The 25,030-nt window shown below is 73.0% G+C and carries 22 protein-coding genes; 16 read left to right on the top strand and 6 right to left on the bottom strand.

Going from position 1 to position 25,030, the window contains the following annotated elements; genetic code table 11:
- The first annotated feature begins 44 nt into the window (after window positions 1–44).
- Together ABEB07_RS02025 and nudC are read left to right on the top strand one after the other, a co-directional pair.
- Window positions 45–1,448 carry a dipeptidase gene (locus ABEB07_RS02025; protein ID WP_345666725.1) on the top strand — a complete coding sequence of 468 codons (1,404 nt, stop codon included), beginning with the start codon at window positions 45–47 and terminating at the stop codon, window positions 1,446–1,448.
- A 193-nt stretch (window positions 1,449–1,641) separates the two neighbouring features.
- Complete coding sequence (nudC, locus tag ABEB07_RS02020) at window positions 1,642–2,586, top strand: NAD(+) diphosphatase (RefSeq protein WP_176150417.1); 945 nt, start codon at window positions 1,642–1,644, stop codon at window positions 2,584–2,586.
- A gap of 118 nt (window positions 2,587–2,704) precedes the next feature.
- Here nudC and ABEB07_RS02015 read toward each other — a convergent pair whose 3' ends face one another.
- The gene (locus ABEB07_RS02015; RefSeq protein ID WP_345666724.1) at window positions 2,705–2,947 is read right to left on the bottom strand and encodes a mycoredoxin; all 243 of its coding nucleotides are present in this window, start codon (window positions 2,945–2,947) and stop codon (window positions 2,705–2,707) included.
- A 187-nt stretch (window positions 2,948–3,134) separates the two neighbouring features.
- On the opposite strand from ABEB07_RS02015, the gene ABEB07_RS02010 reads away from it, so the two are divergent.
- The 4 genes from ABEB07_RS02010 to ABEB07_RS01995 all read left to right on the top strand — a co-directional run bounded on the left by ABEB07_RS02010 (window position 3,135) and on the right by ABEB07_RS01995 (window position 6,693).
- Complete coding sequence (locus ABEB07_RS02010) at window positions 3,135–5,348, top strand: ATP-dependent DNA helicase UvrD2 (RefSeq protein WP_345666723.1); 2,214 nt, start codon at window positions 3,135–3,137, stop codon at window positions 5,346–5,348.
- 165 nt (window positions 5,349–5,513) lie between these two features.
- Window positions 5,514–5,831, top strand: a complete 318-nt coding sequence (locus ABEB07_RS02005; RefSeq protein ID WP_176150427.1) for a hypothetical protein — start codon at window positions 5,514–5,516, stop codon at window positions 5,829–5,831.
- Window positions 5,832–6,004: 173 nt separating this feature from the next.
- Entirely contained in the window at window positions 6,005–6,373 is a 369-nt protein-coding gene (locus tag ABEB07_RS02000; RefSeq protein ID WP_030183342.1) for a WhiB family transcriptional regulator, read from the top strand.
- Entirely contained in the window at window positions 6,370–6,693 is a 324-nt protein-coding gene (locus ABEB07_RS01995) for a hypothetical protein (protein WP_164587617.1), read from the top strand. The genes ABEB07_RS02000 and ABEB07_RS01995 overlap by 4 nt, the downstream gene beginning before the upstream one ends.
- A 178-nt stretch (window positions 6,694–6,871) precedes the next feature.
- Here the strand turns inward: ABEB07_RS01995 and ABEB07_RS01990 are convergent, their stop codons facing one another.
- Complete coding sequence (locus ABEB07_RS01990) at window positions 6,872–8,254, bottom strand: ABC1 kinase family protein (protein ID WP_345666722.1); 1,383 nt, start codon at window positions 8,252–8,254, stop codon at window positions 6,872–6,874.
- The gene (locus ABEB07_RS01985; protein WP_345666721.1) at window positions 8,247–9,464 is read right to left on the bottom strand and encodes a TOMM precursor leader peptide-binding protein; all 1,218 of its coding nucleotides are present in this window, start codon (window positions 9,462–9,464) and stop codon (window positions 8,247–8,249) included. The genes ABEB07_RS01990 and ABEB07_RS01985 overlap by 8 nt, the downstream gene beginning before the upstream one ends.
- A 262-nt stretch (window positions 9,465–9,726) precedes the next feature.
- On the opposite strand from ABEB07_RS01985, the gene ABEB07_RS01980 reads away from it, so the two are divergent.
- The 4 genes from ABEB07_RS01980 (at window position 9,727) to ABEB07_RS01965 (ending at window position 13,651) form a co-directional block, all read left to right on the top strand.
- Complete coding sequence (locus ABEB07_RS01980) at window positions 9,727–10,344, top strand: M48 metallopeptidase family protein (RefSeq protein WP_176150430.1); 618 nt, start codon at window positions 9,727–9,729, stop codon at window positions 10,342–10,344.
- Window positions 10,345–10,471: 127 nt separating this feature from the next.
- A complete protein-coding gene (locus tag ABEB07_RS01975; protein WP_345666719.1) occupies window positions 10,472–12,187 on the top strand; it encodes a TerD family protein in 1,716 nt (571 codons plus the stop codon).
- Between the two features lie 12 nt (window positions 12,188–12,199).
- Window positions 12,200–12,880, top strand: coding sequence for an AIM24 family protein (locus ABEB07_RS01970; RefSeq protein WP_164587765.1), 681 nt, complete (start codon window positions 12,200–12,202; stop codon window positions 12,878–12,880).
- Window positions 12,881–12,895: 15 nt separating this feature from the next.
- Window positions 12,896–13,651: an AIM24 family protein gene (locus ABEB07_RS01965; protein ID WP_176150432.1), complete on the top strand. Its 756-nt coding sequence runs from the start codon at window positions 12,896–12,898 to the stop codon at window positions 13,649–13,651.
- A gap of 138 nt (window positions 13,652–13,789) precedes the next feature.
- On the opposite strand, the gene ABEB07_RS01960 is transcribed toward ABEB07_RS01965, so the two are convergent.
- Together ABEB07_RS01960 and ABEB07_RS01955 are read right to left on the bottom strand one after the other, a co-directional pair.
- A complete protein-coding gene (locus ABEB07_RS01960; protein WP_176150433.1) occupies window positions 13,790–14,305 on the bottom strand; it encodes an NUDIX hydrolase in 516 nt (171 codons plus the stop codon).
- Entirely contained in the window at window positions 14,302–15,807 is a 1,506-nt protein-coding gene (locus ABEB07_RS01955) for a zinc-dependent metalloprotease (protein WP_176150434.1), read from the bottom strand. The genes ABEB07_RS01960 and ABEB07_RS01955 overlap by 4 nt, the downstream gene beginning before the upstream one ends.
- Window positions 15,808–15,998: 191 nt before the next feature.
- Between ABEB07_RS01955 and ABEB07_RS01950 the strand changes: the two genes are divergently transcribed.
- The 4 genes from ABEB07_RS01950 (at window position 15,999) to ABEB07_RS01935 (ending at window position 19,223) form a co-directional block, all read left to right on the top strand.
- Window positions 15,999–17,111, top strand: coding sequence for an SDR family oxidoreductase (locus ABEB07_RS01950; protein ID WP_176150435.1), 1,113 nt, complete (start codon window positions 15,999–16,001; stop codon window positions 17,109–17,111).
- A 162-nt stretch (window positions 17,112–17,273) separates the two neighbouring features.
- Complete coding sequence (locus tag ABEB07_RS01945) at window positions 17,274–17,735, top strand: molybdenum cofactor biosynthesis protein MoaE (RefSeq protein WP_345666717.1); 462 nt, start codon at window positions 17,274–17,276, stop codon at window positions 17,733–17,735.
- 163 nt (window positions 17,736–17,898) lie between these two features.
- Window positions 17,899–18,063, top strand: a complete 165-nt coding sequence (locus ABEB07_RS01940; protein WP_203634725.1) for a hypothetical protein — start codon at window positions 17,899–17,901, stop codon at window positions 18,061–18,063.
- Between the two features lie 62 nt (window positions 18,064–18,125).
- Complete coding sequence (locus tag ABEB07_RS01935) at window positions 18,126–19,223, top strand: YlbL family protein (protein ID WP_345666716.1); 1,098 nt, start codon at window positions 18,126–18,128, stop codon at window positions 19,221–19,223.
- A gap of 66 nt (window positions 19,224–19,289) precedes the next feature.
- Here ABEB07_RS01935 and ABEB07_RS01930 read toward each other — a convergent pair whose 3' ends face one another.
- On the bottom strand, window positions 19,290–19,832 hold the full coding sequence (locus ABEB07_RS01930; RefSeq protein WP_176150438.1) for a PPA1309 family protein: 543 nt from the start codon (window positions 19,830–19,832) through the stop codon (window positions 19,290–19,292).
- 175 nt (window positions 19,833–20,007) lie between these two features.
- On the opposite strand from ABEB07_RS01930, the gene ABEB07_RS01925 reads away from it, so the two are divergent.
- Window positions 20,008–22,923: a UPF0182 family membrane protein gene (locus ABEB07_RS01925; RefSeq protein WP_345666769.1), complete on the top strand. Its 2,916-nt coding sequence runs from the start codon at window positions 20,008–20,010 to the stop codon at window positions 22,921–22,923.
- A 214-nt stretch (window positions 22,924–23,137) separates the two neighbouring features.
- Window positions 23,138–24,970, top strand: a complete 1,833-nt coding sequence (locus ABEB07_RS01920; RefSeq protein WP_345666715.1) for a TPR domain-containing protein — start codon at window positions 23,138–23,140, stop codon at window positions 24,968–24,970.
- Window positions 24,971–25,030: the final 60 nt, after the last annotated feature.

Genomic DNA, 25,030 nt, shown 5'->3' with positions numbered 1-25,030 from the left:
ACCGCCCGAACCGGATGGCACCGAGTGCCGCTAGGCTCGGGAGCATGAGCCAGACCCCGGACAGCGCCGTCCGCACGTACATCGAGCAGCACTGCAGCGCCTTCCTCGACGACCTCGCCGAGTGGCTCCGCATCCCCTCCGTGTCGGCCCAGCCCGACCACGCGCCCGACGTACAGCGCAGCGCCGACTGGCTCGCCGCCAAGCTCCTGGAGACCGGCTTCCCGACCGTCGAGGTCTGGCCGACGCCCGGCGCCCCGGCCGTCTTCGCGCACTGGCCGGCCGAGGACCCGCACGCCCCGACCGTCCTCGTCTACGGCCACCACGACGTGCAGCCGGCCGCCCGCGAGGACGGCTGGGACAGCGAGCCCTTCGCACCCGAGGTGCGCGACGGCCGCCTCTACGCGCGCGGCGCGGCGGACGACAAGGGCCAGGTGTTCTTCCACACACTCGGCGTCCGCGCCCATCTCGCCGCCACCGGCCGCACCGCCCCGGCCGTCCACCTCAAGCTGCTGATCGAGGGCGAGGAGGAGTCCGGCTCCCCGCACTTCCGGGCGCTGGTGGAGAGCCGCGCCGACCGGCTCGCCGCCGACGCGGTGGTCGTCTCGGACACCGGCATGTGGTCCGAGGACACCCCGACGGTATGCACCGGGATGCGCGGCCTCGCCGAGTGCGAGATCCGGCTGTACGGCCCCGACCAGGACATCCACTCCGGTTCGTTCGGCGGCGCCGTGCCCAACCCGGCCACCGCCGCCGCCCGCCTGGTCGCCGCCCTGCACGACGAGCACGCGCGCGTGGCCGTCCCCGGCTTCTACGACGGCGTGGTGGAGCTGACCGACCGCGAGCGCGAGCTCTTCGCCGAGCTGCCCTTCGACGAGGCCCGCTGGCTGCGCACCGCCAAGTCGTACGCCGCCCACGGCGAGGCCGGGCACACCACCCTGGAACGCGTCTGGGCCCGTCCCACCGCCGAGGTCAACGGCATCGGCGGCGGCTACCAGGGCCCCGGCAGCAAGACGATCATCCCGGCCTCGGCGATGGTCAAGCTGTCCTTCCGGCTGGTCGCGGGCCAGGACCCCGACCACATCGAGAAGGCCGTCCGCGCCTGGGTGGACGAGCAGGTGCCCGACGGCATCCGGCACGAGACGGTGTTCGCCGCCGCCACCCGCCCGTGCCTGACCCCGCTGGACCACCCGGCCCTGCGGTCCGTCGCCCGCGCCATGGGCCGCGCCTTCGGCACACCGGTCCTCTTCACCCGCGAGGGCGGCTCGGGCCCGGCCGCCGACCTCCAGGAGGTCCTGGGCGCACCCGTCCTCTTCCTGGGCATCTCCGTCCCCTCCGACGGCTGGCACGCCCCGAACGAGAAGGTCGAGCTCGACCTGCTGTTCAAGGGCGTCGAGACCAGCGCGTACCTGTGGGGCGACCTCGCCGAGCACTGGCGCGAGGCGTCCTGAGGGACGGCCGCCGCCCGGGGCCCCGTCCCGCACGGGCACCCCGCCCATGCGGAGCACATCGCCCGTGCGGAGCACACTGAAAAGGCCGCCGCGCCCCCGCCGGGCGCCGCCGGACCGATCGCCTCCCGCCCTACGTCCCGCCGAACCGCCGCCGAACACCACCGTTGCCGTACTGGGGGAGTTGGAAGCACCCGTGACCACCTGGACCGACCACACCACCGACCGCCCCATCTCGCTCACCGCGCCCAGCGGCGTCGACCGGGCCGCCCACCACCGGCTGGACGAGGCCTGGCTCGCCGCGGCCTGGAGCCACCCCTCGACCCGCTGTTTCGTGGTCTCCGGCGGCCAGGTGCTCATCGACGAGACGCCCGACGGCCGCACCGAGCTCGTCATGACGCCCTCCTTCGAGGCCCCGCTCACCGAGGCGCACCGCTACTTCCTGGGCACGGACGAGGACGGCGTCAGCTACTTCGCGCTCCAGAAGGACTCGCTGCCCGGCCGCATGGACCAGTCCGCCCGCGCGGCCGGCCTGCGCGAGGCGGGTCTGCTGCTGTCGCCGCGCGACGCCGGCCTGATGGTGCACGCGGTGGCCCTGGAGAACTGGCAGCGCCTGCACCGCTTCTGCTCCCGCTGCGGCGAGCGCACCATGATCGCCGCCGCCGGTCACATCCGCCGCTGCGCGGCCTGCGGCGCCGAGCACTACCCGCGCACCGACCCCGCGGTGATCATGGCCGTCACCGACGACGAGGACCGCATCCTCCTCGGCCGCCAGGTGCACTGGCCCGAGGGCCGCTTCTCCACGCTGGCCGGCTTCGTCGAGCCCGGCGAGTCCATCGAGGCGTCGGTGCGCCGCGAGGTGCAGGAGGAGGTCGGCATCGCCGTCGGCCGGGTGGAGTACGTGGCCAGCCAGCCCTGGCCGTTCCCCTCCAGCCTGATGCTGGGCTTCATGGCGCACGCCACCTCGACGGAGATCGACGTCGACGGGGACGAGATCCACGAGGCCCGCTGGTTCTCCCGCGAGGAGCTGCGGGCGGCCTTCGAGTCCGGCGAGGTCCTGCCGCCCTACGGCATCTCCATCGCGGCCCGGCTGATCGAGCTGTGGTACGGCAAGCCGCTGCCGACCCGGGGCTTCGTCTGAGCGCACGCGAGCGCGCGAGCAACGAGAAGGCGGCCTCCGACATCGTCGGGGGCCGCCTTCTCGTGAGGCCGGCGCGGGGCCGCGAGCCGCCCGGGAACCGAGCGGCGGGCGATCGCCCTCAGACGCCGATCTTCTGCTTGACCTGCGCCAGCGAGGGGTTCGTCAGCGTCGAACCGTCCTCGAAGAGCACGGTCGGAACCGTCTGGTTGCCGCCGTTGGCCTTCTCGACGAAGGCCGCGGAGTCCGGGTCCTGCTCGATGTTGATCTCGGTGTAGGCGATGCCTTCGCGGTCCATCTGGCTCTTGAGCCGGCGGCAGTAGCCGCACCACGTGGTGCTGTACATCGTCACGGTGCCCGGCATGTCTCTCGCGCTCCTTCGGCGGGTCGGGGTCGTTGGTCGCAGTGAGGGAACGCACGGCGCCGCTCCGTCATTCCCACGGGGGGTACCGCGAGGCGGAGGCGTGACGCCCGTCGCATTAGTACGACCGCAAGGCCGCGCCTGTGGACAACCGCCTCGGCCGTCTCGTGGGACCTGGCAGCATGGCTGTGTGACAGCAGCAACGCACTCCACCCTCTTCCCGCGGGTACCGGACTCCGCCGACGCCGTGCTGGACGGGCTCGACCCGGAGCAGCGCGAGGTGGCCACCGCGCTGCACGGTCCGGTGTGCGTGCTGGCGGGCGCCGGCACCGGCAAGACCCGCGCCATCACCCACCGCATCGCCTACGGGGTGCGGGCCGGGATCCTCCAGCCGGCCAGCGTGCTCGCCGTCACCTTCACCAACCGCGCCGCCGGCGAGATGCGCGGCCGGCTGCGCCAGCTCGGCGCGCACGGCGTGCAGGCCCGCACCTTCCACTCCGCGGCCCTGCGCCAGCTCCAGTACTTCTGGCCGAAAGCGATCGGCGGCGGCATGCCCCGTCTCGTCGACCGCAAGATCCAGCTCGTCGCGGACGCGGCCGCCGCCTGCCGCGTCCGGCTGGAGCGGGGCGAGCTGCGGGACGTCACCGCGGAGATCGAATGGGCCAAGGTCACCCAGACCGTCCCGGCCGACTACACCCTCGCAGCCGCGAAGGCCGGCCGCTCGACACCGCGCGACGCGGCCGAGATCGCGCAGCTCTACTCCGTCTACGAGGACCTCAAGCGGGACCGCTCGGTCATCGACTTCGAGGACGTCCTGCTGCTGACCGTCGCCGTCCTCCAGGACCGGCGCGACATCGCCGAACAGGTCCGCTCCCAGTACCAGCACTTCGTGGTGGACGAGTACCAGGACGTCAGCCCGCTCCAGCAGCGGCTGCTGGAGCTGTGGCTGGGGGACCGGGAGGACCTGTGCGTCGTGGGCGACGCCAGCCAGACGATCTACTCGTTCACGGGAGCAACCCCCGACCACCTCCTCGACTTCCGGGCCCGCCACCCCGGCGCCACCGTCGTCAAGCTGGTGCGCGACTACCGCTCCACCCCGCAGGTCGTCCACCTCGCCAACGGACTGCTCGCCCAGGCCCGCGGCCGCGCCGCCGACCACCGGCTGGAACTGATCTCCCAGCGGCCCGCCGGCCCCGAACCCGAGTACACCGAGCACCCCGACGAGCCCGCCGAGGCCGAGAGCGCCGCCCGCCGCATCCGGGACCTGCTCGCCGCGGGCGTCCCGGCGAGCGGGATCGCGATCCTGTTCCGCACGAACGCCCAGTCCGAGACCTACGAACAGGCCCTCGCCGACGCCGGCGTCCCCTACCAGCTGCGCGGCGCCGAGCGCTTCTTCGACCGGCCCGAGGTGCGCAAGGCGGGCGTCGCCCTGCGCGGCGCGGCCCGCTTCGGCGGCAACGACCACCTCCTGGACGACGCCGTCGACCTGCCCTCGCAGGTGCGCGCCGTGCTCTCCGGCGAGGGCTGGACACCGCGGCCGCCGGCCGGCTCCGGCGCCGTCCGGGAGCGCTGGGAGTCGCTGGCCGCCCTGGTCAACCTCGCCCAGGACTTCGCCGCCGCCCGGCCCGGCGCCACCCTGGCCGACCTGGTCGCCGAGCTGGACGAGCGGGCGAACTCCCAGCACGCGCCCACCGTCCAGGGCGTCACCCTCGCCTCGCTGCACTCGGCCAAGGGCCTGGAGTGGGACGCCGTCTTCCTGGTCGGCGTCGCCGAGGGCATGATGCCGATCGCCTACGCCCGCACCGACGAGCAGATCGAGGAGGAGCGCCGCCTGCTCTACGTCGGCGTAACCCGCGCCCGCGAGCGCCTGTACGTGTCCTGGTCGCTGGCGCGCTCTCCCGGCGGCCGCCCGAACCGCCGCCCCAGCCGGTTCCTCGACGGACTGCGCCCCGGCTCGGCGGGCCGGACCGGCCGGGCGGCCCCGGCGGCGGCCGGAGGCGTCGAGCGCGGGTTCGGCGCGTCCGCCGGGCGGACGAGCGCCCAGCCGGACGTGCGGCGGCGCGTGCAGCGCGTCCCGGCCCGCTGCCGGGTGTGCGGCCGCACGCTCACCGACGCCGGCGAGATGAAGCTGATGCGCTGCGACGACTGCCCCTCCGACATGGACGAGGGCCTGTACGAGCGGCTGCGCGAGTGGCGCGAGGGGCAGGCGCGGCGCGGCGGGCTGCCGGCCTTCTGCGTCTTCACCGACAGGACGCTGATGGCCATCGCCGAGGCCGCTCCCGACGACGAGCGCGAGCTGGCCCGCATCCCCGGTGTCGGCCTGCGCAAGCTGCGCCGTCACGGAGCCGATGTGCTCGCCATCTGCGCAGGCCAGGAGCCCGGGGACGAGGAGAGCGGGGACTGATGCCAACTCGTCGGAAAAATAGTTTGCGCATGCCCCGGCAATCCCCATAGGTTCTTGGTCACGGGGACAGCGGCCTTCCTGAGGCCCCGTTTTCGTGCTCTACTTGCATATCCATGCGGACCGGTGTCACCCGGTCCCCCTAGACGCCGAGAGGAGGCGATTCCAGTGATCAGCATCAGCAGCTTCGTCAGCACCGCCAAACTGACCGATCGCTCGGTCGTCTCCCTGTGCATGCTCGGCGTCTCGGACCAGGGCACCGGTCTGTCCGGCATTTCCGCCGCGCGTCCGGAGTCCTCCCTGCCGCTGACGGGTCTTCCCGTCCGCGAGGGCAATGAGCGACCGACCAAGGCACTGGAAGCGGTAGCGGCACGGGCGCATGCCTATGCCTTTACGGCGGCCGGTGCCGGCGACCGGAAGCAGACGACGCAGCACCACCTGATGTGGGCCTTCCGTGGGCCAGAACCCTGGAGTGATCCAGCCTGATCGTCGATCAGGCCGGCGCCTTCAGGGCCGCGGAACCCCATCCGGGATCCGCGGCCCTTCTGTTTTCCCCGAACGGGGACGACGGAGCGAAGGGGCCTCGGGACAAGAAAAGACCCGGTACCCAGCCGCCACCCGGCCCACCGGCCGGAACGACCAGACGAGGAAGACGAACCGTGCAACTCGAAGCGCACGCCCCGTCCGTACCGCCTTCCGACACGATCCCCAAGCCCGGTCTCACGGAGGACCCGACCTTGATCCCCCTCACCGCGCTCACCGCGCTCGACGACGCCATCGAGAACCTCGGCGTGCCCGTCCCCTGCCGCTCCTACGACCCGGAGGTCTTCTTCGCCGAGTCGCCGGCGGACGTGGAGTACGCCAAGTCCCTGTGCCGCACCTGCCCGCTGATGGAGGCCTGCCTCGCCGGCGCCAAGGAGCGGCGCGAGCCGTGGGGCGTCTGGGGCGGCGAGCTGTTCGTCCAGGGTGTCGTCGTCGCCCGGAAGCGGCCCCGCGGCCGCCCGCGCAAGAACCCGGTCACAGCATGAACACCCCAGGAACCATCGACCGTCCCCTCACGCGAGACCCCCAGAAGCAGGCCCCGATGAAGCCGTCCACCAGCGAGCCCGCAGGCTCCGCGACCGAAGACGTCACCACCACCGGCGCGAACGACTCGCGCCAGAACAGGACCCGAGAGATGCAACTCATCCCCGAAGCCATGGCACGTGCGCATATGCACGAGCGACTGCGGGAGGTGGACGCGGAGCGCCACGCCTTGCGCGTGGTGACCGCCCGCCGGATGCAGCGCCGCGCCGAGCGCGCCTCGCGGCGCGCCCGCCGCGCGCTCGCGATGGCGGTCATGCACTGATCCACCCGCTCACCGCGAGGTGAGCACCGCCCGCAGAGGCGACCCGTCGAGGGGGCCGGCCCGACCGAACGGACCGGCCCCCGCCGCGCGTCCGCCCCACCGGGGCCAGCCAGCCAGCCAGCTGGAGCCCCGCCGGGGCATGCCGGCCCGCCGGGGCCCGTCGAGGTGGGCCGTCGGGTCATGCCTCGGCGGCGGTCTCCCGGTCCTCCTCGGGGCGGTCCTCCTCCGGCTCGGCGACGAAGCCGGGCAGCCACTCCTCCAGCTCCTCCCGCAGCCGCACGGTGGCCCCCAGCTGGCACAGCACCCCGATGGTGCTCAGCGTCACCCGGTGGATCAGCAGATAGGACGGCGGCAGGTTCAGCCGCTTGCCCAACTGGTAGGCGGGGGAGCGGGGATCGGCGATACGGGCCGCCTGACCACGCATCCAGCCACGGGTGAACGTGAACTCCGTCACCCGCGCCGGCTCGATGATCGGCAGCAGGTAGTCGAGGACCGCCTCCGGGTCCAGTTCGATCGACTCCTTGACGAAGCCCTCCGCGCACAGCATGTCGTAGACCGCGTCGGCCTCGCCGTCCAGCGTCATCCGCAGGGACTGGCCGATCGGCGCCGGCAGCCCGCCCGGCAGCCGGTCCACGGTGCCGAAGTCCAGCACGCCCAGCCGCCAGTCCGCCGCGCCGTCCGGGCCGCCGGGCAGCAGCCGGAAGTTCCCCGGGTGCGGGTCGGCGTGCAGCAGGCCGGTGCGGGCCGGACCGGAGAAGAGGAACCGGGCCAGCAGCTGGCCGGCCCGGTCGCGCTGCTCCCGGGTGCCGTCCGCGATCACCTCCGACAGCGGCACGCCGTCGATCCACTCGGTGACCAGGACCTGCTCGCGCTGGTGCACCACCGCGGGGACGACGACGTCCGGGTCGTCGGCGAACTCCGCCGCGTGCGCCTGCTGCGCCCCCGCCTCCAGGCCGTAGTCCAGTTCCTCGGAGACGCGGTCCCGCAGCTCGGTGATCAGGGGCTTGATGTCCATGCCGGGGATCAGCGGGCCCAGAAGGCGGGCGAACCGGCTCAGCTGGCTCAGATCCGACAGCAGGGCGTCGCCGGCGCCGGGGTACTGCACCTTCACCGCCACCTCGCGGCCGTCGTGCCACACCGCCCGGTGCACCTGTCCGATCGAGGCGGCCGCGGACGGCTTGTCCTCGAACTCCACGAACAGGTCGCGCCAGTCCTCGCCGAGCCGCTCCGCCAGCACGGCGTGCACGGTGCGCGTCGGCATCGGCGGCGCGGCCTCCTGGAGCTTGGTCAGCGCCGCCCGGTAGGGCCCGGCGACCTCCTCGGGCAGCGCCGACTCGAAGACGGACAGGGCCTGCCCGAACTTCATGGCCCCGCCCTTCAGCTCGCCGAGGACCTTGAAGAGCTGGTCGGCGGTGCGCTGCTGCAACTCGCGGCCGACGATCTCCGCGGACTCGCCCACGATCCTCTTGCCGAGTCCCCAGGTCGCTCTCCCGGCGAAGCCGAGCGGGAGCGCGGCGAGCTTGGCGGTCCGGGTGACCGCCTTGCGGGGAAGATCAGACATGCGCCCTCCAAGTCCCAGCCGGCCGTGCCGCCCGAGCTGCCTGACGGCAGGGCGTCGGTGACGGCCGTTGCCCAGCCATTGTCGCGCGTGGCTCGCCCTCTTTTGAGGTGTCTTCCGCCACGGTCCCGTGCGCCGCGCCGCAGGGACAGTCCGGATGCGGCCACACCGGCCGCCCGTGCCAGTTCAGTCCGGGCGCGGACACCTCCCAGCGGACGCCCGCGCTGGAAGGGGTCTCCCCGTCCAGGAAGGCCAGCGCGTGCGCCGCCGCGAGCCCGGCGACGGTCGTGGCCAGCGCCAGGTCGCAGGGCCGCACCGGGCGGGCTCTGCCCGAGCGCCACTGGGCGACCAGTCGCGGCCAGGTCCCGTCCCGCTCCGCGCGGTCCCGGTGCAGGCACTCGGCGCAGCTCGTCTGGCCGGGCAGGACGAGCGGGCCCACCACGCCGGTGGCCTCCACCACCCCGGCGTACAGGTGCGGGGTGCCCGAGGCGATCAGGGAGGCCGCCGTGGCCGGGTCGGGCGCGTGCACGTCCAGGTCGTCGCGCGGGGCGATGATCACCAGGCCGTGGCCGGGCTCGTCCCCCGCGGAGCCGGTGCGGTGTCCGCGGCGCGCCGTGCGGTCCGGGGCCGCGCGGCGCACGGCGCGGCGCGCCGCCTCGGAGCGGCGTTCGCCGACGGCCTCGGCGGGCAGCCCGCCCGGGGCGACGTCCCACGGTTCGACGCGGCCGCCGTCGAGCACGTCGACCTCGCCGACCCCCGCGCCGGACAGCAGGGCGGCCAGCACCGCCCCGACCCGGCCGGCCCCGCGCACCCGCACGCGCAGACCGCGCCGGGCGGCCAGCCGGTCGACGGCCTCTCCCGGCCCGCGCGCCACCAGGGAGAGCGCGGCGAGGTCGGGCCGCAGCCGGTCCATGACCTCCTTGTCCTGCCGCAGCGCCCCGGCCGCGGGCCCGCCGCCGCGGGCGTCGTCGAGCAAACCGGCGTCGGCCAGCCGCCGCACCAGCCGGTCCACCTGCCCGTCCGGCAGGCCCGTCCGCCGCCCCTCCTCCCGCAGCAGCGGCAGGCCGCGGGCGCCGTTGAGCAGTTCGAGGAGGCCGCCCGTGGCCGGGTCGAGCGGGCCGAGCGTGAGCGCGTGCGCCGGGGTCATCCCGAACTGCACGGTGTTCAGGTCCCGCCAGCCGCGCCGTAGCGCGGGCTTCACCACCGGATGCATGTGAGCCCCCGTAACCCGAAGTGAGAAGGAACAAGCCGAAAGCCGAAAGCGAAAGCAGAAAACGCCCGAAAGACCGCGTACGCCGGAGAACCGGTCATTGTTCCGCCGACGGGAGCCAGCATGCCCGGTCCGGGAAATCCGTGCGGAAAGTTGTCCACAGGCAGGGGGTATTCGTCGTACGAATCAGACGGTCGGTGGGCGATCGGCACGGAACCGTCCCCGACCCGGGACTTCTCCGGCCCGCACCCGGTACGGTCGGGGCGTGTCCGCCGACCCACTGCACCGCGCCAAGGCCCCCCAGCGCAGCAAGACGAGTCCGCCGCCGAGCGGCGCGGCGGCGAGCGCGATCGAGGTGCGCAGGAGCGACCGCCGCCGCCGGACGGTCTCCGCGTACCGCGAGGGCGATCGGACGATCGTGCTGATCCCCGCCCGGATGTCCGAGGCGGAGGAGCGGCGCTGGGTGGGCGTCATGCTCGACAAGCTGGCCGCCCAGGAGAGCCGGCGCACCCTCGGCGACGGCGAGCTGGCCGCGCGCGCCGAGCGGCTGTCGGCCCAGTACTTCGACGGCCGCGCCCGGCCGGCCTCGGTGCGCTGGGTCACCAACCAGAACACCCGCTGGGGCTCGTGCACCCCGGCGGAGGGCAGCATCCGGCTCTCGCACCGTCTCAAGGGCATGCCGGAGTACGTCGTCGACTACGTCCTCCTGCACGAGCTGGCCCATCTGCTCGTCCCCGGCCACGGCCCCCGCTTCTGGCGGCTGCTGGAGGCGTATCCGCGCACCGAGCGGGCCCGCGGCTACCTGGAAGGGGTGGCGGCCGCGAGCCGTCTGCCGCACCTGCCGGACCCGGACGAGGACCGACCGCCCGCCCCGGCCCGCTGACGCCGGCTGCCCGGCTCGCCCGGGCGGGGATTGTGTACCGGGTCTGTACCGACTCGGCCCGGCGTGCGGGTTTGCCGTTAGCCTGGCGCAACGCACTCGCACTCGGGATGGGGGACGGTCCTCAGGCATGCCCAGGGAATTCCAACGCGGCCACAAGGCCAGGATCAGCGACCTGACCGCGGGCACGGATCTGTACGTCGGCGTGCAGATCTCGGCCCCGGGACTGACCTTCGACATCAGCTGCTTCGGCCTCGACGCCGACGAACGGCTCTCGGACGACCGGTACTTCGTCTTCTTCAACCAGCCGAAGTCCCCCGAGGAGGCCATTCAGCTTCTGGGCGCCCAGGCCGGCGACACGGAGTCCTTCAGGGTCACGCTCGACCGGATCCCGCCGCGGATCCACAAGCTGGCGTTCACGGCGACGATCGACGGCGCCGGCCAGATGTCGCAGATCGCCCCCGGGTATCTGCGCATCGTGGCGGGCGGCGAGGAAGTGGCCCGGTACGCGTTCGACGGCTCGGAGTTCTCCACCGAGCGCGCCGTGATGCTGGGCGACATCTACCTGAAGGACGTGTGGCGGTTCGCCGCGGTCGGACAGGGGTTCGACGGCGGCCTCGACGCGCTGCTGAAGAACTTCGGCGGCGAGGTGCTGGAGGAGGAGTCCGCCCCGGCGCAGGCCCCGCAGCAGCCGCAGAGCGGCGGCGCCCCGGGCTTCGCCCCGCCCGCCTTCGGCGTGCCCTCCGCCCCACCGGCGTCCACCCCGCCCGCGCCGCAGCCCGCCGCGCAGGGCTACGCGCCGCCGCCCGCACCCCAGGGCTACACGCCGCCCCCGGCGGCCACCCCGCCGCACACGCCGACGCCCTCCGTGCACGCCGCGCCGACCATCGTCGCGCCCCTGTCCCCGCCCCCCGGCGGCACCGTCCCGCCCCCCGCGCCGGCCCCCGCGCCCTACGGGCACCCCGGCCAGCAGCCGCCGCCCTACGGCCACCAGCCCCCCGCCCCCAGCGCGCCCCCGCCGCCCGGCTACGGCCGGCCGACGCCTCCGCCCGGCTACGGCCGGCCCACCGCGCCGCCCGGCTACGGCCAGCCCACCACGCCGCCCGGCTACGGCCAGCCTCCCTCCGGCCAGGTCCCTGGCCAGGGCGCGCCCTACGGCGTCCCGCAGGCCGCCGCTCCCCAGGGCGCCGGCGTGGCCGCCGCGCTCCAGAAGTACAAGGAGACGCCGACCGGGCAGCGCTGGACCCCGCAGAACGGCAAGCTGATCCGCGCCGACCTCGGCGTCGGCGGTCAGCCCGTGCTGGCCCGGCAGGGCAGCATGGTGCTCTACCAGGGCAAGGTCGACTTCAGCTACAAGGGCGCGGGCTTCGCCGGCCGCGTCGTCGGCAACGCCACCGGCCAGGAGATGCAGCTGATGCGCTGCACGGGCCAGGGCCAGGTGTTCTTCGCCGAGGAGTCCACCCATCTGCACCCGGTCGAGCTCCAGGGCGACGCGATCTGCGTCTCCGCCGAGAACGTCCTCGCCTTCGACGAGAGCCTCCAGTACGAGGTCCGCCGCATCGAGGGGCACGGCATCCCCGGCGGCGCGCTGTTCACGATGCAGTTCCAGGGCACCGGCACCATCGTCGTCAAGACGCACGGCACGCCCGTCGTGCTGCCGGTGACCCCGACGACGTTCGTCGACTCCAACGCCGTCGTCGCCTGGTCCGCCGCCGCCCAGGTGATCGTCTCCAGCCAGGTGCGGATGCGCCGCAACGCCTACCCCGGCCACACCGGAGAGGGCGTCAACCTGCAGTTCCGGGCCGCGCCCGGCAACTTCGTCGTCGTCCAGCCGTACGAGGTCTAGAGGGAGCCCGTCATGAACCAGCCGCTCGCGGGCTACGCCCCCGCACCCGTCACGGCCCGCATGGAGAACCACGGCAGCCACATGCTGAAGGTCGCCCTGCAGACCGGCAACGACCTCTTCGCGCGCGTGGGGTCGATGGTCGCCTACGAAGGCTTCATCCAGTACGAGCCCAACCCGCCGGCCGTACGCCAGATCGCCCGCGACTGGATCACCGGCGAGGGCGCCCCGCTGATGAAGTGCACCGGCGACGGCCTGCTCTACCTCGCCGACTACGGCGCCGACGTCGTCGTGATCAACCTCGGCGGCGACGCCATCTCGGTGAACGCCACCAACCTGCTGGCCTTCGACGCGAGCCTCCAGTGGGGCGTCGAGCGGGTCAAGGGACTGGCGAAGTTCGCGGGCCAGGGCCTGTGGAACACGAAGATCTCCGGGCAGGGCTGGGTCGCGCTCACCTCCCGGGGCACGCCGATCGTCGTCGACTGCGGCGGCGGCGAGAACGAGACCTACGTCGACCCGGACGCCCTCGTCGCCTGGTCGCCGAACCTGAAGGTCAAGGGCAAGCGCAGCTTCAAGGCGCAGTCCCTGATCGGCCGGGGCAGCGGCGAGGCCTACCAGATGGCCTTCTCCGGCACGGGCATCGTCGTCGTACAGCCCAGCGAGGACAGCACCGACCGCCTCCGGGTCCGGGGCTGAGGGGGAACAGGAATCATGCAGAGCCCGCTTTTCGCCTTCAACGACGCCCAGACCCAGGAGCGCTGGAGCCTCCAGAACAAGCAGATGCTGCGCGTCGTCCTGGAGGGCCACGACGACGTCCTCGCCCGCAAGGGCACGATGGTCGCCTACCAGGGACTCGTCGAGTTCGACGCCGAGTACCAGAACACCGGCCAGGCCTACGCGCGGGCGCGCACCGGCGAGGGCCTGGACCTGATGCGCTGCCACGGGCAGGGCACCGTCTACCTGGCCAACCTCGCCCAGTACGTCCATGTGATGGACGTCGAGCAGGACGGCCTGACGGTGGACAGCAGCTATGTGCTGGCGATGGACTCCTCGCTGCACCACGAGGTCATCGCCGTCGACAGCGTCTACGGCATCTCCGGCTCCGGGAAGTACCAGCTGAACATCACCGGCCGCGGCAAGGTCGCCCTGATGACCTCCGGCGCGCCGCTGCTGATGCAGGTGACGCCCGACAAGTACGTCAACTGCGACGCCGACGCCATCGTCGCCTGGTCCACCGGCCTGCGGGTGCAGATGCAGGCGCAGACGCACTCCTCGGGGGTGTGGCGGCGGCGCGGCAGCACCGGTGAGGGCTGGGAGCTGAGCTTCATGGGCAGCGGCTACGCCCTCGTCCAGCCCAGCGAGCTGCTGCCGCCGCAGAACGCGGTGATCGGGCAGGGCGTCGCCGCGCAGTTCGGCATGGGCCAGCAGGGAGCGCGGGGGCAGAACCAGGGCAACGCCTGGAGCTGAGCCGGGCCCGCCGCGCACGACGCGGCAGAGCTGCACAGAGACGAGCAGAGACGAGCAGAGACGAGCAGAGACGAGCTAGAGACGAGCAGAGGTAAGGGGCGACCGTCATGGCGGTCGCCCCTTACCCGTGTGCCCGGGTCAGAGCCTGGCGCGGGTCGCCGCCAGCAGGCGGACGACCGACTCGTCGGCCACCTCCGCGACCGCGTCGTAGTCGAACCAGCGCAGGTCGAGGGACTCGTCGCTGATGGACTCCACCGCGCCGGGCGGGGCGATCGCCGCGTACTGGACGTCCAGGTGCCAGGCGCACGGCGTCGGATGGCGGTCCAGACGGACCGGGCCGCCGGGCGCCAAGGTCAGCCCCTCGATGCCCGACTCCTCCGTCGCCTCGCGCAGGGCGGCGGCCGTGAGAGTCGTGTCGTCCAGCTCGCAGTGGCCGCCCATCTGGAGCCACATCCGCATCTTCTTGTGCAGGGTCAGCAGCACCCGGCCGCGCTCGGGGTCGACGACCAGGGCGCTCGCGGTGATGTGACCGGCCGTGCACGCCTTCCACAGGCCGTCCGGGTGGGCCGCCAGATGGTCCAGGTAGACCTGGCGCAGCTCCGGCTGGTCCTCGTACCCCTTGAGGACGAGGACCGCGTCGTCGTGGAGGCTCACTCGGCGCCGTCGCCCTCGCCCCGGCCGTCCCGGCCGTCGCCGTCCTCGCCGTCCGGGCCCTTGTCGTCCCGGCGGCCCTTGTCGTCCTCGGCCGCGTCCTTCTTGCGCAGGTCGGGCTGGGGGGCGTTGCCGCTCGCCGCCTCGCCGAGCATCTTGTCCAGCTCGGAGAAGTCCAGCTGCTCGCGGTGCACGAAGCCGTCTGGGTCGTCCAGGTCGGCGGCGGTCGGGAGCATGTCCGGGTGGGCCCACAGGCCGTCCCGGCCGTCCACCCCGCGCGCGTCGGTGAGCGACGCCCACAGCCGCGAGGCGTCCCGCAGCCGGCGCGGGCGCAGTTCGAGACCGATCAGCGTGGCGAACGTCTGCTCGGCCGGACCGCCCGAGGCCCGGCGGCGCCGCAGGGTCTCGCGCAGCGCGTCGGCGGACGTCAGACGCGGCTTCGCGGCCGCGTGGACCACCGCGTCCACCCAGCCCTCCACGAGCGCCAGAGCGGTCTCCAGACGCGCCAGGGCGGCCTTCTGCTCCGGCGTGTCCTCCGGCTGGAACATGCCCTGCTGGAGAGCGTCCTGCAACTGCTCCGGGTTCTGCGGGTCGAACTGGCCGACCACGTCCTCCAGCTTGGCGGTGTCGACCTTGATCCCGCGCGCGTAGCCGTCGACCGCGCCGAACAGGTGCGAGCGCAGCCACGGCACGTGCGTGAACAGGCGCTGGTGGGCGGCCTCGCGCAGGGCGAGGTAGAGCCGCACCTCGTCCTGGGCGACGCCCAGGTCCTTGCCGAACTTCTCGATGTTCACCGGCAGCAGGGCGGCCTTGCCGGCCTGGCCCAGCGGCAGGCCGATGTCGGTCGAGCCGACGACCTCGCCGGCCAGCACGCCGACGGCCTGGCCGATCTGCGTGCCGAACATGGCGCCGCCCATGGAACGCATCATGCCGATCAGCGGGCCGGCCATGGCCTGCATCTCCTCGGGCAGCACGTCGCCCATGGCGGTGCCCACGCGCTCGGCGACCGGGTCGACCAGCTCCTGCCAGGCCGGCAGGGTCGCCTCGACCCACTCCGCGCGGGACCAGGCGACGGCGGAGGCCGCGCCGGAGGGCAGGGACGTCACGTCGTCCAGCCACAGGTCGGCCAGGCGCACGGCCTCCTGGACGGCGGCGCGCTCGGCGGGGCCGACGCTCGCGTCCTTGGTGCCGTCCGACGTGCCCTGGGCGACCGTCTGGCGGGCGATCTGCTTGGCCATGTCCCAGTTCACCGGGCCGCCCTCGTAGGAGAGCATCTGGCCCAGCTGCTGGAACGCGGCGCCCAGGTCGGTGGGGTTCAGCGAGCCGAACATGGCAGCGAGCGGATTGTCGGCGCCGGGCCCGCCAAGGCCTCCGGCCCCGGGCCCGAAACCGAACGGGTTGGCCGGTCCCTGCCCACCACCGCTCTGCTGGTCCTTCTTCTTGCCCTCGTCGCCGTCGTCCGGCTCCTCCGGCGGAAGGCCGAATCCGAATGGGGTGTCACTCACGGGGTTCCTCGGCTGGTAAGGCCACCGGTTCTTCCGGCGGCGCGGCTGCCCGACATCACCACCCAGCGTAGACACCGCGGGCGGTTCGGGCCTCGGTGCTCCGCCGACACGGCGCCTGCGGCAGGATGGATGCCACCTGGTACGTACGCGTCATTCGCGCCCGTATGGAAGACAACCGCTGGAGACGCCCGGTGAGTTCCCCAGATCCACAGGTTCGCGCAGCGCGAAACCACGAGAGCACTCCCGCCGTGCGCGGACCCGTCGTCGCGGTCACCGGAGCCGCGAGCGGCGTCGGCGCCCTGCTCACCGAGCGGCTGGCCGCCTCCGACGAGATCCGGCGGGTCGTCGCCATCGACGAGCGGCGCGGGGAGTGCGAGGCGGCGCGCTGGCACATCCTCGACGTGCGCGATCCGGCCATCGCCGACAAGCTGCGCGGCGCCGACGTCGTCGTGCACCTGGCGCTCGACCTCGACCTGGAGAGCGACGCCGCCGCCCGCACGGCGTACAACGTCCGGGGCACGCAGACCGTGCTGACCGCGGCCGCGGCGGCCGGGGTGCACCGGGTCGTGCTGTGCACCTCCACGATGGTCTACGGCGCGCTGCCGGACAACGAGCTGCCGCTGTCGGAGGACGCGGAGCTGCGGGCGACGGCGGAGGCGACCGGGGTCGGCGACCTGCTGGAGGTCGAGCGGCTGGCGCGCCGCGCGCCGCGCGCGCACCCCGGGCTGAACGTCACCGTGGTGCGCCCCGCCGTGCTCGTCGGTGGCACCGACACCGCGCTGACCAGGTACTTCGAGTCGCCCCGGCTGCTGGTGGCGGCCGGGTCGCGGCCCGCGTGGCAGTTCTGCCACGTGGAGGACCTGTGCGGGGCGCTGGAGTACGCGGTGCTGGAGAAGGTCGACGGTGAGCTGGCCGTGGGGTGCGACGGGTGGCTGGAGCAGGAGGAGGTCGAGGAGCTGAGCGGGATCCGGCGGATGGAGCTGCCGTCGGCCGTCGCGCTGGGCGCGGCCGCGCGGCTGCACCGGATCGGGCTGACGCCGTCGCCTGCGGGGGACCTGGCGTACACGATGTATCCCTGGGTGGTCAGCGGTAGCCGGCTGCACGACGCGGGATGGCGGCCGAAGTGGACCAACGAGGAGGTGCTCGCGGAGCTGCTGGCGGAGGTCTCCGGGCGGCACACCGTGGTCGGGCGGCGGCTGGGCCGCAAGGACGCCACCGCGGCGGGGGCCGCGGGGGCGACGGTCGCGCTGCTGGGCGCCGCCGCGGTGGTGCGGCGGGCCCGGAAGGCGCGGCGGCGGATCTGAGCGCCCGGGACGGGCGCCTCGCCGCTCCTCGCCGCTCCTCGCCGCTGCTCGCCGCTCCTCACCGTGCCTCGCCGCTCCTGTAGGACCTCACAAAGGCGCACGCGCGCGTGCCGGGTGAAAGCGCTATTCCGGGGCGTCGGGGCGGTGCGGCACGATGGGGGTATGGCTCCGAGCAACGATCACCCCGGCGAGTACGCCGCCGACGATCCCATCAAGCTGATCGCCGTCCGGGACACCGCGCTCTCCCTGGACGAGGTGTTCCGGGCCGTCGGGGACGACGCCGCCGGCGGGACCGCGCTGTTCGTGGGGACCGTGCGCAACCACGACGGGGGCGCCGACGTCGACGCGCTCGGGTACTCCTGCCACCCCAGCGCCGAGGCCGAGATGCGGCGGATCGCCGAGAAGGTCGCCGCCGACCACCCGGTGCGGGCGCTGGCCGCCGTGCACCGGGTGGGGGACCTGCGGGTCGGCGACCTCGCCGTCGTCGTCGCCGTGTCGTGCCCGCACCGCGGGGAGGCCTTCGCGGCCTGCCGCAAGCTGATCGACGACCTCAAGCACGAGGCGCCGATCTGGAAGCACCAGAGGTTCTCCGACGGCACCGAGGAGTGGGTGGGCGCCTGCTAGAGCCGGGGCCGTACCCGAGCGGCCCCGGGCCGGACCCGGGCGGCCCCGCACACGGTGTCCTGGGTTGCGTAACCCACCCCCGGGCATGAGCGTTGTCAGAGCGGATGGTTAATCTGCTGATCAGTCAGTTGCGATCGCTCGAGATCGGCGTTGGGAGGTCGGCATGGCGGCGCTCGCCTGGTTGCTGATTCCGCTCGTGGCCGCGATAGCCGCGGGCCTGTGGGGGAGCTGGGCCAACCGCACCCGCAGAATCCGCAGCGACGGCCCCGAGCTGGACGGATACGCCCGGTTCCGCGAGGCCATGGAGAAGTCGACGTCCGGCACCTGAGGCGGCCGCACGGACGGCGGCCCTGACGGTGCGCGGACAGGTACGTCCCGTACTGTCGAGTCATGCCACGCCGCACCGCGACGATGCTCGCCTCCACCCTGATGCTGATCGCGCTCCTGTGCGCGGGGGTCTTCCTCCCCGTGCCCTACGCGGAGATGTCCCCGGGACCGACGGTCAACACGCTCGGCGAGCACGGCGGCGAACCGGTGCTGCAGATCTCCGGGCACAAGACGTACCCGACCGACGGCCACCTCAACATGACGACCGTCCGCGTGACCAGCGCCGACTACCGGATGAACCTGGTCGAGGCGGTCTACGGCTGGCTGGCGCACGACGACAAGATCGTCCCGCACGACACGCTCTACCCCGACGGCAAGACGGAGCAGCAGTCGACCCAGGAGAACGCCGAGGAGTTCAGCCAGTCCCAGGAGAGCGCCAAGGTGGCGGCGCTGAAGGAACTCGGCATCCCGGTGAAGTCGTGGGTGATCGTCTCCACCGTGGTCAAGGACACCCCGGCCGAGGGCAGGCTGCACGCCGGCGACGTCATCAAGGCCGTGGACGGCACCGCGGTCAAGCAGCCCTCGGACGTCGCCGCGCTGGTCACCAAGCACAAGCCGGGGCAGAAGGTCGTCTTCACGATCATCCCGGCGAAGGACCAGGCCGCCGCCGCCAAGCAGAACAGGACGGCGACCGTCAGCAAGGACGTCGCCCTCACCACGGCCGAGTCCGACGACACCGGGGCCAAGCGCGCCATAGTCGGCATCTCCGCCGGGACCGACCACACCTTCCCGTTCACGATCGACATCAAGCTCGCCGACGTCGGCGGCCCCAGCGCGGGGCTGATGTTCGCGCTCGGCATCTACGACAAGCTCACCCCGGGCAGCCTGACCGGCGGGAAGTTCGTGGCCGGCACCGGGACGATCGACGACGACGGCAAGGTCGGCCCGATCGGCGGCATCGAGATGAAGACCGTCGGCGCGCGCGACAAGGGCGCCCAGTACTTCCTGACGCCCGCCGAAAACTGCGCCGCCGCGGCCGAGGACACCCCCTCGGGGCTCACCCTGGTCAAGGTGAAGACCATCGGCGACGCCCTCGGCGCCCTCAAGGACATCGACGCCGGCAAGACCGCCGACCTGCCGAAGTGCACCGCCAAGAGCTGAGCGCGCCCCTCCCGCACGCCCCGGCGCGCGGGAAGAACCCGCGCGCCGGGCCCAGGACGGCGGTCCTCAGTCCTCGAACGTCGCCGCCAGCGCGTCCGCCAGCCCCGGCACCAGAGCGGAGCCGGTGAGGACCTCCGTGGCGGCGTCCTTCTCGCGCAGCCGCACCGCCGAATCGCGGTCGCCCCCGCGCAGGACGGCGACCGTCATGCGGACCTCCTGGCGCTCGGGGTGACCGGCCACCCACTGGGCGAGCTTCGCCTCGTTCAGCCCCTCGGGGACCTGCGCCTCGGCGGACGGCGGCAGCATCAGGCGCTCCACGGTCAGCGCGCAGCCGGCCACGGCGTCGGGCCAGGCGATGGTGGCGAGGAACTCGTCGAGCGGCTGGTTCGACGGGATCTCCTCCTGCTCGATCGGGGTGAGACCGGAGGTCTCCTGCTCGTCGGCGAGGCCGAGCTGCGCCGCGAGGGCGGGTTCCTGGGTCCGCAGCCGCGCGGTGTCGACGAGGGCGAAGAGGCGAGCGGGCTGGTCCCAGCCGAGGCCGGAGGCGTACTCGTCGATCTCGAGCACGGCCCGGGTGAGGGGGTTCGCTGCCATGGGAGTGTTGGACATGGTCACAATCCTGCCTCGTTACCGGCCGAAATCGGGAACCGAGTAAGCGGTGAGTAAGTTGCATAGGTGTGGGCCCGGGAACCCAGGGCGCACCGTGGGGCCCGCGAACACGGGGGCCTGACGCGACCACAGTGACCAACAGCGAACTTTCGAGGTGCGCACCTTGGCTTTCCAGATGCCGGACCGCGGCGGCGGCCCCACGGGGCCGCGGATCAGAGTCGGCCGCCCGTCCCGGCGAGCTAGGACCCTGCTCATGACATTGGGCGTCCTGGTCGTCCTGGCCATGGCGTTCACGATGTTCGCCGGATTCTGGACGGACTGGCTGTGGTACCGGTCGGTGCACTACTCGTCGGTCTTCACCACCACCCTGTCGACCAAGGTCGGACTGTTCTTCGTCTTCGGGCTGCTGATGGCGGCGGCCGTCGGCTTCAACGTCTGGCTGGCCCACCGGCTGCGGCCGCCGCTGAGCGCCATGTCGATGGAGCAGCAGAACCTCGACCGCTACCGGATGGGCATCGCGCCGTACCGCAAGTGGCTGCTGTGCGCGGTGACCGCGCTGGTGGGCCTGGTCGCGGGCGCCTCCGCCGCCGGTCAGTGGCGGACCTGGCTGATGTGGGTCAACGGCGTCCCGTTCCACAAGACGGACCCGCAGTTCCACCTCGACATCTCCTTCTACGCCTTCGACCTGCCCTGGTACCGGTTCCTGCTGGGCTTCGGCTTCGCCGCGGCGGTGCTGTCCCTGATCGCCGCCGCGCTGACCCACTACCTGTACGGCGGGCTGCGGGTCTCCAGCCCCGGCCCGCGGGCCACGGCCGCGGCGACCGGGCACCTGTCGGTGCTGCTCGGCGTGTTCGTCGCCCTCAAGGCCGTCGCCTACTGGCTCGACCGGTACGGACTCGCGGTCAAGTCCAGCGACTTCAAGGCGACCGGCGACTGGACCGGCCTCAGGTACGTCGACGCCAACGCCTATCTGCCGGCCAAGACGATCCTGTTCTGCATCGCGGTCATCTGCGCGCTGCTGTTCTTCGCCACCCTGTGGCGGCGCACCTGGCAGCTGCCCGTCATCGGCTTCGGCCTGATGGTGCTCTCGGCGATCCTGATCGGCGGCCTGTACCCGGCGCTCGTCCAGAAGTTCGAGGTCCAGCCCAACGAGCAGGCCAAGGAGGCGCCGTACGTCGAGAAGAACATCAAGGCGACGCGCGCCGCCTACGGCATCGACGACACCAAGGTGTCCCCGTACGACGGAGTCAGCACGACGAAGGACAGGTCGACGCTGCGCGACGACGTCGACAAGACGGCGAGCACCCGCATACTCGACCCCAACATCGTCTCGCCCACCTTCCAGCAGAACCAGCAGATCCGGGGCTACTACGCCTTCCCGAACAACCTGGACGTCGACCGGTACCCGACCAAGGACGGCAAGGTCCAGGACACGGTCGTCGGCCTGCGCGAGCTGAACCTGGACGGCGTCAAGAAGAACTGGATCAACACCCACTTCCGGTACACCCACGGCTACGGCCTGGTCGCCGCCAAGGGCACCGAGGCCAGCAACGGCGAGCCGGTCTTCACCGAGAAGGACGTGCCGTCCACCGGCGACCTCGGGACGTACGAACCGCGGGTCTACTACGGCGAGAAGACCACCACCTACTCGATCGTCGGCGGTCCCCAGAAGGAGATCGACTATCCGGCGGGCGACGGTGAGGCGACCACCACCTACCGGGGCGGGAGCGGCGTCAGTCTCTCCGGCACGCTCAACCGGGCGGCGTACGCGGTGGCGTTCGGCGAGCCGCAGATCCTCTACTCCGGTGCCATCGGCGACGGTTCGCGGATTCTGTACAACCGCACGCCCAAGGAGCGCGTCGAGGCGGTGGCGCCCTGGCTGACCATCGACGGCGACGCCTATCCGGCGGTGGTGGACCACCGCATCCAGTGGATCGTCGACGCCTACACGACGACGAACGGGTACCCCTACGCCTCCCGTACGACGCTCGGCGACACCACGGCGGACTCGCTGACCTACAACAACGACCAGCGCGCGGTGGTGGCCCAGCAGAACCGGGTCAACTACATCCGCAACTCGGTGAAGGCGACCGTCGACGCCTACACCGGCGAGGTCAAGCTGTACCAGTGGGACACCGAGGACCCGGTCCTGAAGACCTGGATGAAGGCGTTCCCCGGCACGGTGAAGGCCAAGGCGGACATCTCCGCCGACCTGATGGCCCACCTGCGCTACCCGCAGGATCTGTTCAAGGTGCAGCGTGAACTGCTCACCCGCTACCACGTGACGGACGCGCAGACCTTCCTCAGCGGCAGCGAGGTGTGGCAGGTGCCGGTCGACCCGACCAACAAGTCGGGCAACTCGGTGCCGCCGTACTACCTGACGATGAAGATGCCCGACCAGGACGCGCAGGCGTTCTCGCTGACGACGACCTTCACGCCGAACGGCCGGGAGACGCTGAGCGCGTACATGGCGGTGGACTCCCAGGCGGGCACGCCCGACTACGGCAAGATCAGACTCCTGAAGCTGCCGGCGAGCACGACGGTCGGCGGCCCCAAACAGGTGCAGAGCCAGTTCAACTCCAACTCGCAGCAGAACATCGCCGAGTTCGTCCGGCTCATCAGAGGCGGCGACTCGGAGATCGAGTACGGCAACCTGCTGACGATCCCGCTCGACGACGGGCTGCTCTACGTCGAACCGGTCTATGTGCGCGGTGGACAGCTCAAGTACCCGCTGATGCGCAAGGTGCTGGTGAGCTTCGGCGGCACCACGGCGTTCGAGGACACCCTCGGCCAGGCCCTCGACAAGGTGTTCGGCACGTCCGGATCGGGGAACCCGCCACCGGACACCGGCACGACGAAACCGCCGGGTTCGGCCGACCCGACGGTCGAACAGGCCCTGAAGGACGCCCAGAAGGCCTTCGACGACGGCCAGAAGGCGCTGAAGGTGCCCGACTTCAAGGCCTACGACGAGGCCCAGAAGGAGCTCCAGGCCGCCCTCAAGCGCGCCGAGCAGGCGCAGGCGGCGGCGGACAAGGCCGCGGGCTCGGGCGCCAAGAACGGTGCCAAGAACGGCGCGAAGAGCGGCGGCTGACCGTCGCAGTCGACGCGAGGCCCGGGTCCGATGCGGATCCGGGCCTTCCGTTCGTGGGCGAACGGATGTGCCGACGTGCAGGACCGCCGCGCCGCCGTGGGGAGTTGGGCCAAATGTGTTTGACTTGTCTCTCTGTGGGCATGTCGACAAAACGCTGAAGTGACCTCACTGGCTGCGGTATACCAGGTGTACCCGGGTTGCGGGTGGTGCGACGATGGACGTTATGGGGGACAAGGTAACTCTGTTCGATTCAGGGCGATTTGCGCTGGCAGTCGATCCCGTGGAGATCGTGGACGGGGCCCGGGACGAGACGGGCGCCGCCGCCGACGAGGTCGCCGAGCTGGCGCGCCGCCGGCTGGCCGCCGAGGCGGGCGACGCCGAGGCGATGAGCGTCCTCGGCGCCATGCTGCTGCGCCGGGGCGACCTCGACGCGGCCGAACCCCACCTGCGGGCCGCCACCGCGGCCGGCGACCGGGCCGCGGCCAACAACCTGGGCGTGCTGCTCCAGCAGCGCGGCTACCCGGACGAGGCGGCCGGCTGGTGGCGCATCGCCGCCGTCGCCGGCTCCGCCCCGGCCGCGCACGCGCTCGGCCGGCACCACCGCGAGCGCGGCGACGAGCCCGCCGCCGAGTACTGGCTGCGCCAGTCCGCCGAGCAGGGACACGTGCTCGGCGCCTACGCGCTCGCCGACCTGCTGGACCACCGCGCCGACGCCGGCGCCGAGCGCTGGATGCGGATCGCCGCCGAGCGCGGGCACCGCGAGGCGGCGTACCGGCTGGCCCGGGCACTGGACCGGCGGGCCACGGAGGCGGGCGCCGACGGCGGGGGCGCGGAGCCGCGGGCGGAGGCCGAGCAGTGGTACCGGCAGGCCGCCGCGCGCGGCCACCGGCGCGCCGCGCTGCACCTCGGCGCCATCCTGGAGGGCCGCGGCGAGCTGAAGGAGGCCGGCCGCTGGTACCTGACGTCCGCCAAGGACGGCGAGCCGCAGGCCGCCTGCGCCCTCGGCTTCCTGTTGCGCGACGCCGGGGACACCGAGAGCGCCGCCGTGTGGTGGCTGCGCGCCGCCCAGGACGGCGACGGCAACGCCGCCAACGCGCTGGGCGCGCTGCACGCCGAGCGCGGCGAGACCCAGACCGCCGAGCGGTGGTACCGGGCGGCGATGGACGCCGGCGACGTCAACGGCGCCTACAACCTCGCCCTGCTCTGCGCCGAGCAGGGCCGCACCACCCAGGCCGAGCAGTGGTACCGGCGCGCGGCCTACGCCGGCCACCGCGAGGCCGCCAACGCGCTGGCCGTCCTGCTGCTCCAGGGCGGCGACACCGCCGGGGCCGAGCCGTGGTTCTCCAAGGCGGCGGAGGCCGGGAGCGTGGACGCCGCCTTCAACCTGGGCATCCTCTACGCGGGCCGGGACCTGACGGCCGAGGCCCTGAGGTGGTACGAGCGGGCGGCCGCCGCCGGACACACCGAGGCGGCGCTCCAGGTGGGCATGGCCCGGCTGGCCGCCGGGGACGAGCAGGACGCCGAGCGGCATCTGCGGTGCGCGGCCGGCGGCGGCAGCGCGGAGGGCGCCTACCGGCTGGCGACCGTGCTCGACGCCCGCCGCCCGCCCGTGCCCGCCCACGAACTCGGGGAGTCGGCGGTCCACGAGAAGACCGAGTGCGAGGAGTGGTACGAGCGGGCCGCGACCCAGGGGCACCGGCGCGCGCAGGTACGGGTCGGGATGCTCGCCGCGGCCCGCGGCGACGTGGTCGAGGCGGCGCGGTGGTACCGGACCGCGGCGGAGGCCGGCTCGCGCAACGGCGCGTTCAACCTGGGGCTGCTGCTGGCCCGGGAGGGCAGCGAGCCGGAGGCGGTCGTGTGGTGGACCCGGGCCGCCGACGCCGGGCACGGCCGGGCGGCGCTGCGCCTGGCCCTCGTCCACGCCCGCCGCGGCGAACTGGCCGAGGGCCAGCGCTGGGCCGACCGCGCCGCGGCCCTGGGCCCCCGCGAGGTGGCCGCCCGGGCGACCCGCCTCAGGGACGCCCTGCGCGAGGAGCTGTCCGCGTGACCGCCGGCTCCCGGACCGGGGATCTCCACCCCTTCCCCGGACCGGGCCGAACGGTCCGCG

This window comes from Streptomyces similanensis, from assembly GCF_039543625.1.
GTDB classification, from domain to species: domain Bacteria; phylum Actinomycetota; class Actinomycetes; order Streptomycetales; family Streptomycetaceae; genus Streptomyces; species Streptomyces similanensis.
This window is presented reverse-complemented; position numbering and strand designations above follow the sequence as displayed.

Bases quoted from the DNA above. Each gene is read 5' to 3' on its own strand.
- ABEB07_RS01945 (WP_345666717.1), top strand. From the start codon at position 17,274: ATGGCTCCGAGCAACGATCACCCCGGCGAGTACGCCGCCGACGATCCC.
- ABEB07_RS01990 (WP_345666722.1), bottom strand. From the start codon at position 8,254: ATGTCTGATCTTCCCCGCAAGGCGGTCACCCGGACCGCCAAGCTCGCC.
- ABEB07_RS01925 (WP_345666769.1), top strand. From the start codon at position 20,008: ATGCCGGACCGCGGCGGCGGCCCCACGGGGCCGCGGATCAGAGTCGGC.
- ABEB07_RS01940 (WP_203634725.1), top strand. From the start codon at position 17,899: ATGGCGGCGCTCGCCTGGTTGCTGATTCCGCTCGTGGCCGCGATAGCC.
- ABEB07_RS01975 (WP_345666719.1), top strand. From the start codon at position 10,472: ATGCCCAGGGAATTCCAACGCGGCCACAAGGCCAGGATCAGCGACCTG.
- ABEB07_RS01985 (WP_345666721.1), bottom strand. From the start codon at position 9,464: ATGCATCCGGTGGTGAAGCCCGCGCTACGGCGCGGCTGGCGGGACCTG.
- ABEB07_RS01930 (WP_176150438.1), bottom strand. From the start codon at position 19,832: ATGTCCAACACTCCCATGGCAGCGAACCCCCTCACCCGGGCCGTGCTC.
- ABEB07_RS01965 (WP_176150432.1), top strand. From the start codon at position 12,896: ATGCAGAGCCCGCTTTTCGCCTTCAACGACGCCCAGACCCAGGAGCGC.
- ABEB07_RS01935 (WP_345666716.1), top strand. From the start codon at position 18,126: ATGCCACGCCGCACCGCGACGATGCTCGCCTCCACCCTGATGCTGATC.
- ABEB07_RS01995 (WP_164587617.1), top strand. From the start codon at position 6,370: ATGAACACCCCAGGAACCATCGACCGTCCCCTCACGCGAGACCCCCAG.
- ABEB07_RS02025 (WP_345666725.1), top strand. From the start codon at position 45: ATGAGCCAGACCCCGGACAGCGCCGTCCGCACGTACATCGAGCAGCAC.
- ABEB07_RS01970 (WP_164587765.1), top strand. From the start codon at position 12,200: ATGAACCAGCCGCTCGCGGGCTACGCCCCCGCACCCGTCACGGCCCGC.
- ABEB07_RS02015 (WP_345666724.1), bottom strand. From the start codon at position 2,947: ATGCCGGGCACCGTGACGATGTACAGCACCACGTGGTGCGGCTACTGC.
- ABEB07_RS01920 (WP_345666715.1), top strand. From the start codon at position 23,138: ATGGACGTTATGGGGGACAAGGTAACTCTGTTCGATTCAGGGCGATTT.